2 tRNA genes and 3 rRNA genes are annotated in these 5,136 nt (G+C 55.2%); all 5 read right to left on the minus strand.

Annotated features, from left to right (window positions below):
• Positions 1 to 8 precede the first annotated feature (8 nt).
• Positions 9 to 122, minus strand: a 5S ribosomal RNA gene (gene rrf, locus GPA22_RS22165).
• An 81-nt stretch (positions 123 to 203) separates the two neighbouring features.
• A 23S ribosomal RNA gene (locus GPA22_RS22170) occupies positions 204 to 3,086 on the minus strand.
• 266 nt (positions 3,087 to 3,352) lie between these two features.
• A tRNA-Ala gene (locus tag GPA22_RS22175) sits at positions 3,353 to 3,428 on the minus strand.
• A gap of 11 nt (positions 3,429 to 3,439) precedes the next feature.
• Positions 3,440 to 3,516 (minus strand) — tRNA-Ile (locus GPA22_RS22180).
• Positions 3,517 to 3,590: 74 nt separating this feature from the next.
• Positions 3,591 to 5,126: ribosomal RNA gene (locus tag GPA22_RS22185) — 16S ribosomal RNA — on the minus strand.
• The 16S, 23S and 5S rRNA genes sit together here with 2 tRNA genes alongside, the layout of an rRNA operon.
• Between the last annotated feature and the right edge of the window lie 10 nt (positions 5,127 to 5,136).

Consider the following 5,136-nt stretch of genomic DNA (forward strand, 5'->3'; position numbering starts at 1 on the left):
GTAGGGTAGTCTGACGATGACCTACTTTCGCACTCAAGGAGAGCACTATCATCGGCGCGGTCCTGTTTCACTGTCCTGTTCGGGATGGGAAGGAGTGGTTCCGGGACGCTATGGTCGTCAGACTGTAAGGGGTAACAAAGCGGGGAAGTAAAGTGTTGGTTGTTGGTGTGATGCGTGAGTGTGTTGTAGCGATCCAGGGTTATAGGATCAAGCCTCACGGGCAATTAGTATCGGTTAGCTTAACGCATTACTGCGCTTCCACACCCGACCTATCAACGTTGTGGTCTTCAACGACCCTTCAGGGGGCTCGAGGCCCCGGGGAAGTCTCATCTTGAGGCGAGTTTCCCGCTTAGATGCTTTCAGCGGTTATCTCTTCCGTACTTAGCTACCCGGCGATGCGACTGGCGTCACAACCGGTACACCAGGGGTACGTCCACTCCGGTCCTCTCGTACTAGGAGCAGGTCCTCTCAAACTTCCAGCGCCCACGGCAGATAGGGACCAAACTGTCTCACGACGTTTTAAACCCAGCTCACGTACCACTTTAAATGGCGAACAGCCATACCCTTGGGACCGGCTACAGCCCCAGGATGTGATGAGCCGACATCGAGGTGCCAAACTCCGCCGTCGATGTGAACTCTTGGGCGGAATCAGCCTGTTATCCCCAGAGTACCTTTTATCCGTTGAGCGATGGCCCTTCCATACAGAACCACCGGATCACTATGACCTGCTTTCGCACCTGCTCGACTTGTCGGTCTCGCAGTCAAGCCGCCTTTTGCCATTGCACTATCAGTACGATGTCCGACCGTACCTAGGCGACCTTCGTACTCCTCCGTTACCTTTTGGGAGGAGACCGCCCCAGTCAAACTGCCTGCCATGCACGGTCCCCGACCCGGATTCACGGGCCCAGGTTAGAACCTCAACGACACCAGGGTGGTATTTCAAGGTTGGCTCCACGGCAACTGGCGTCACCGCTTCAAAGCCTCCCACCTATCCTACACAAGTCCCGTCAAAGTCCAATGCAAAGCTACAGTAAAGGTTCATGGGGTCTTTCCGTCTAGCCGCGGGGAGATTGCATCTTCACAAACATTTCAACTTCGCTGAGTCTCAGGAGGAGACAGTGTGGCCATCGTTACGCCATTCGTGCAGGTCGGAACTTACCCGACAAGGAATTTCGCTACCTTAGGACCGTTATAGTTACGGCCGCCGTTTACCGGGGCTTCGATCAAGAGCTTGCACCCCATCACTTAACCTTCCGGCACCGGGCAGGCGTCACACCCTATACGTCCACTTTCGTGTTTGCAGAGTGCTGTGTTTTTAATAAACAGTCGCAGCCACCGATTCTCTGCGGCCCCTTCGCCCTTCGGATGTACTCCTACAAGCTAGTGGGGCATACCTTCTCCCGAAGTTACGGTATCAATTTGCCGAGTTCCTTCTCCTGAGTTCTCTCAAGCGCCTTAGAATTTTCATCCTGCCCACCTGTGTCGGTTTGCGGTACGGTCGATCTTAGACTGAAGCTTAGAGGCTTTTCCTGGAAGCATGGTATCAATCACTTCGGGCTCAAAGAGCCCTCGTCATCACGCCTTAGCTTAGCCCCGCGGATTTGCCTACGGGGCACGCCTACACGCTTAAACCGGGACGTCCAACACCCGGCTGACCTAACCTTCTCCGTCCCCCCATCGCATCTAAAATCGGTACAGGAATATTGACCTGTTTCCCATCGACTACGCATTTCTGCCTCGCCTTAGGGGCCGACTCACCCTGCGTCGATGAACGTTGCGCAGGAAACCTTGGGCTTTCGGCGAGGGTGCTTTTCACACCCTTTATCGCTACTCATGTCAGCATTCGCACTTCCGATACCTCCAGCATCCCTCTCGAGACACCTTCGCAGGCTTACGGAACGCTCCCCTACCATCTCTTACGAGATCCGCAGCTTCGGTTCATGGCTTGAGCCCCGTTACATCTTCCGCGCAGGACGACTCGACTAGTGAGCTATTACGCTTTCTTTAAAGGGTGGCTGCTTCTAAGCCAACCTCCTAGCTGTCTATGCCTTCCCACTTCGTTTCCCACTTAGCCATGTATTTGGGACCTTAGCTGGCGGTCTGGGTTGTTTCCCTCTTGTCCCAGGACGTTAGCACCCCAGGACTGTCTGCCGTATATCACTTTGCGGTATTCGGAGTTTGCTATCGCGGGGTAGATCGCAGTGACCCCCCCAACGATTACAGTGCTCTACCCCCGCAAGTGTCCGTACGACGCACTACCTAAATAGTTTTCGGGGAGAACCAGCTATTTCCGGATTTGTTTAGCCTTTCACCCCTATCCACAGCTCATCCCCTAATTTTTCAACATTAGTGGGTTCGGACCTCCAGTACCTGTTACGGCACCTTCATCCTGGCCATGGATAGATCATCCGGTTTCGGGTCTACGCCCAGCAACTATGTCGCCCTTATCAGACTCGGTTTCCCTACGCCTCCCCTATTCGGTTAAGCTCGCTACTGAACGTAAGTCGCTGACCCATTATACAAAAGGTACGCAGTCACCCCTTGCGAGGCTCCCACTGTTTGTATGCATGCGGTTTCAGGATCTATTTCACTCCCCTCCCGGGGTTCTTTTCGCCTTTCCCTCACGGTACTGGTTCACTATCGGTCGATCACGAGTATTTAGCCTTGGAGGATGGTCCCCCCATCTTCAGACAGGATTACACGTGTCCCGCCCTACTTGTCGCACGCTCAGACCCGCCACCCATTTTTCGCATACGGGACTATCACCCTGTATTGTCGGACTTTCCAGACCGTTCTGCTAAATCGATGGTTTAGTCGTGCAGGCTACTCCCCGTTCGCTCGCCACTACTTGGGGAATCTCGGTTGATTTCTGTTCCTGCGGCTACTTAGATGTTTCAGTTCGCCGCGTTCGCCTCCACACGCCTATGTATTCAGCGCGGGATACTCCCGAAGGAGTGGGTTTCCCCATTCGGACATCGGGGGATCAAAGCTCCATTGCCAGCTCCCCCCCGCTTTTCGCAGGCTTGCACGTCCTTCATCGCCTGTGATCGCCAAGGCATCCACCACATGCACTTAGTCGCTTGATCCTATAACGCTGGACCCTGTCGCCAGGGTTCAATCGCTACAGACGAACTCACGCTTGTGCGCATCCACCGGCCGCTGGTTCAAAGCGCCGATGAACGCAAAATGCAATCACACCAACCCATGCAGCAACCCGCCTTTCGACCGGCTGCCGCACACTTTACTTCTTCCACTTTGTTAAAGAACACTGGCACCAAGGCCTAAGCCCTGCACACACTTGCCGTGCACACGGCTTAACCCTTGCCTGAGCCTACCCGAGCCCACCCAACGGTGGTGGAGGATGACGGGATCGAACCGACGACCCCCTGCTTGCAAAGCAGGTGCTCTCCCAGCTGAGCTAATCCCCCTCTCGTCTCGGTGGTGGGTCTGGTTGGGTTCGAACCAACGACCCCCGCCTTATCAAGACGGTGCTCTAACCAGCTGAGCTACAGACCCTCTCGTCAAACTCGAGGCTCTTGCCTGAACAACCGATAAGTTGTGGATACTCGGCCAACACGGCCTGTCTCTTGAAAGGAGGTGATCCAGCCGCACCTTCCGATACGGCTACCTTGTTACGACTTCACCCCAGTCATGAATCTCACCGTGGTAAGCGCCCTCCCGAAGGTTAAGCTACCTACTTCTGGTGAAACCCACTCCCATGGTGTGACGGGCGGTGTGTACAAGACCCGGGAACGTATTCACCGCAGCATGCTGATCTGCGATTACTAGCGATTCCGACTTCACGTAGTCGAGTTGCAGACTACGATCCGGACTACGATCGGCTTTAAGGGATTGGCTCCAGCTCGCGCTTTGGCAGCCCTCTGTACCGACCATTGTATGACGTGTGAAGCCCTACCCATAAGGGCCATGAGGACTTGACGTCATCCCCACCTTCCTCCGGTTTGTCACCGGCAGTCTCGCTAAAGTGCCCAACCTAATGATGGCAATTAGCGACAAGGGTTGCGCTCGTTGCGGGACTTAACCCAACATCTCACGACACGAGCTGACGACAGCCATGCAGCACCTGTGTCCAGGCTCCCGAAGGCACTCCCTGATCTCTCAAGGATTCCTGGCATGTCAAGGGTAGGTAAGGTTTTTCGCGTTGCATCGAATTAATCCACATCATCCACCGCTTGTGCGGGTCCCCGTCAATTCCTTTGAGTTTTAACCTTGCGGCCGTACTCCCCAGGCGGTCGACTTCACGCGTTAGCTGCGTCACTCAGTGAGTTACCTCTCCGAACGACTAGTCGACATCGTTTAGGGCGTGGACTACCAGGGTATCTAATCCTGTTTGCTCCCCACGCTTTCGTGCATGAGCGTCAGTATCGGCCCAGGGGGCTGCCTTCGCCATCGGTGTTCCTCCACATATCTACGCATTTCACTGCTACACGTGGAATTCCACCCCCCTCTGCCGTACTCTAGCCGTGCAGTCACAAGCGCAGTTCCCAGGTTAAGCCCGGGGATTTCACACCTGTCTTACACAACCGCCTGCGCACGCTTTACGCCCAGTAATTCCGATTAACGCTCGCACCCTACGTATTACCGCGGCTGCTGGCACGTAGTTAGCCGGTGCTTCTTCTGACAGTACCGTCATCCACCTCCCGTATTAGGGGAGGCGTTTTCTTTCCGTCTGAAAGAGCTTTACAACCCGAAGGCCTTCTTCACTCACGCGGCATGGCTGGATCAGGGTTGCCCCCATTGTCCAAAATTCCCCACTGCTGCCTCCCGTAGGAGTCTGGGCCGTGTCTCAGTCCCAGTGTGGCGGATCATCCTCTCAGACCCGCTACGGATCGTCGCCTTGGTAGGCCTTTACCCCACCAACTAGCTAATCCGACATCGGCCGCTCCAATCACGCGAGGTCTTGCGATCCCCCGCTTTCCCCCTCAGGGCGTATGCGGTATTAGCTACGCTTTCGCGTAGTTATCCCCCATGACTGGGTACGTTCCGATGCATTACTCACCCGTTCGCCACTCGCCGGCAGGCCGAAGCCCCCGCTGCCGTTCGACTTGCATGTGTAAAGCATGCCGCCAGCGTTCAATCTGAGCCAGGATCAAACTCTTAAGTTCAATCCAACAA

Source organism: Aromatoleum toluvorans (assembly GCF_012910905.1).
Lineage (GTDB): Bacteria > Pseudomonadota > Gammaproteobacteria > Burkholderiales > Rhodocyclaceae > Aromatoleum > Aromatoleum toluvorans.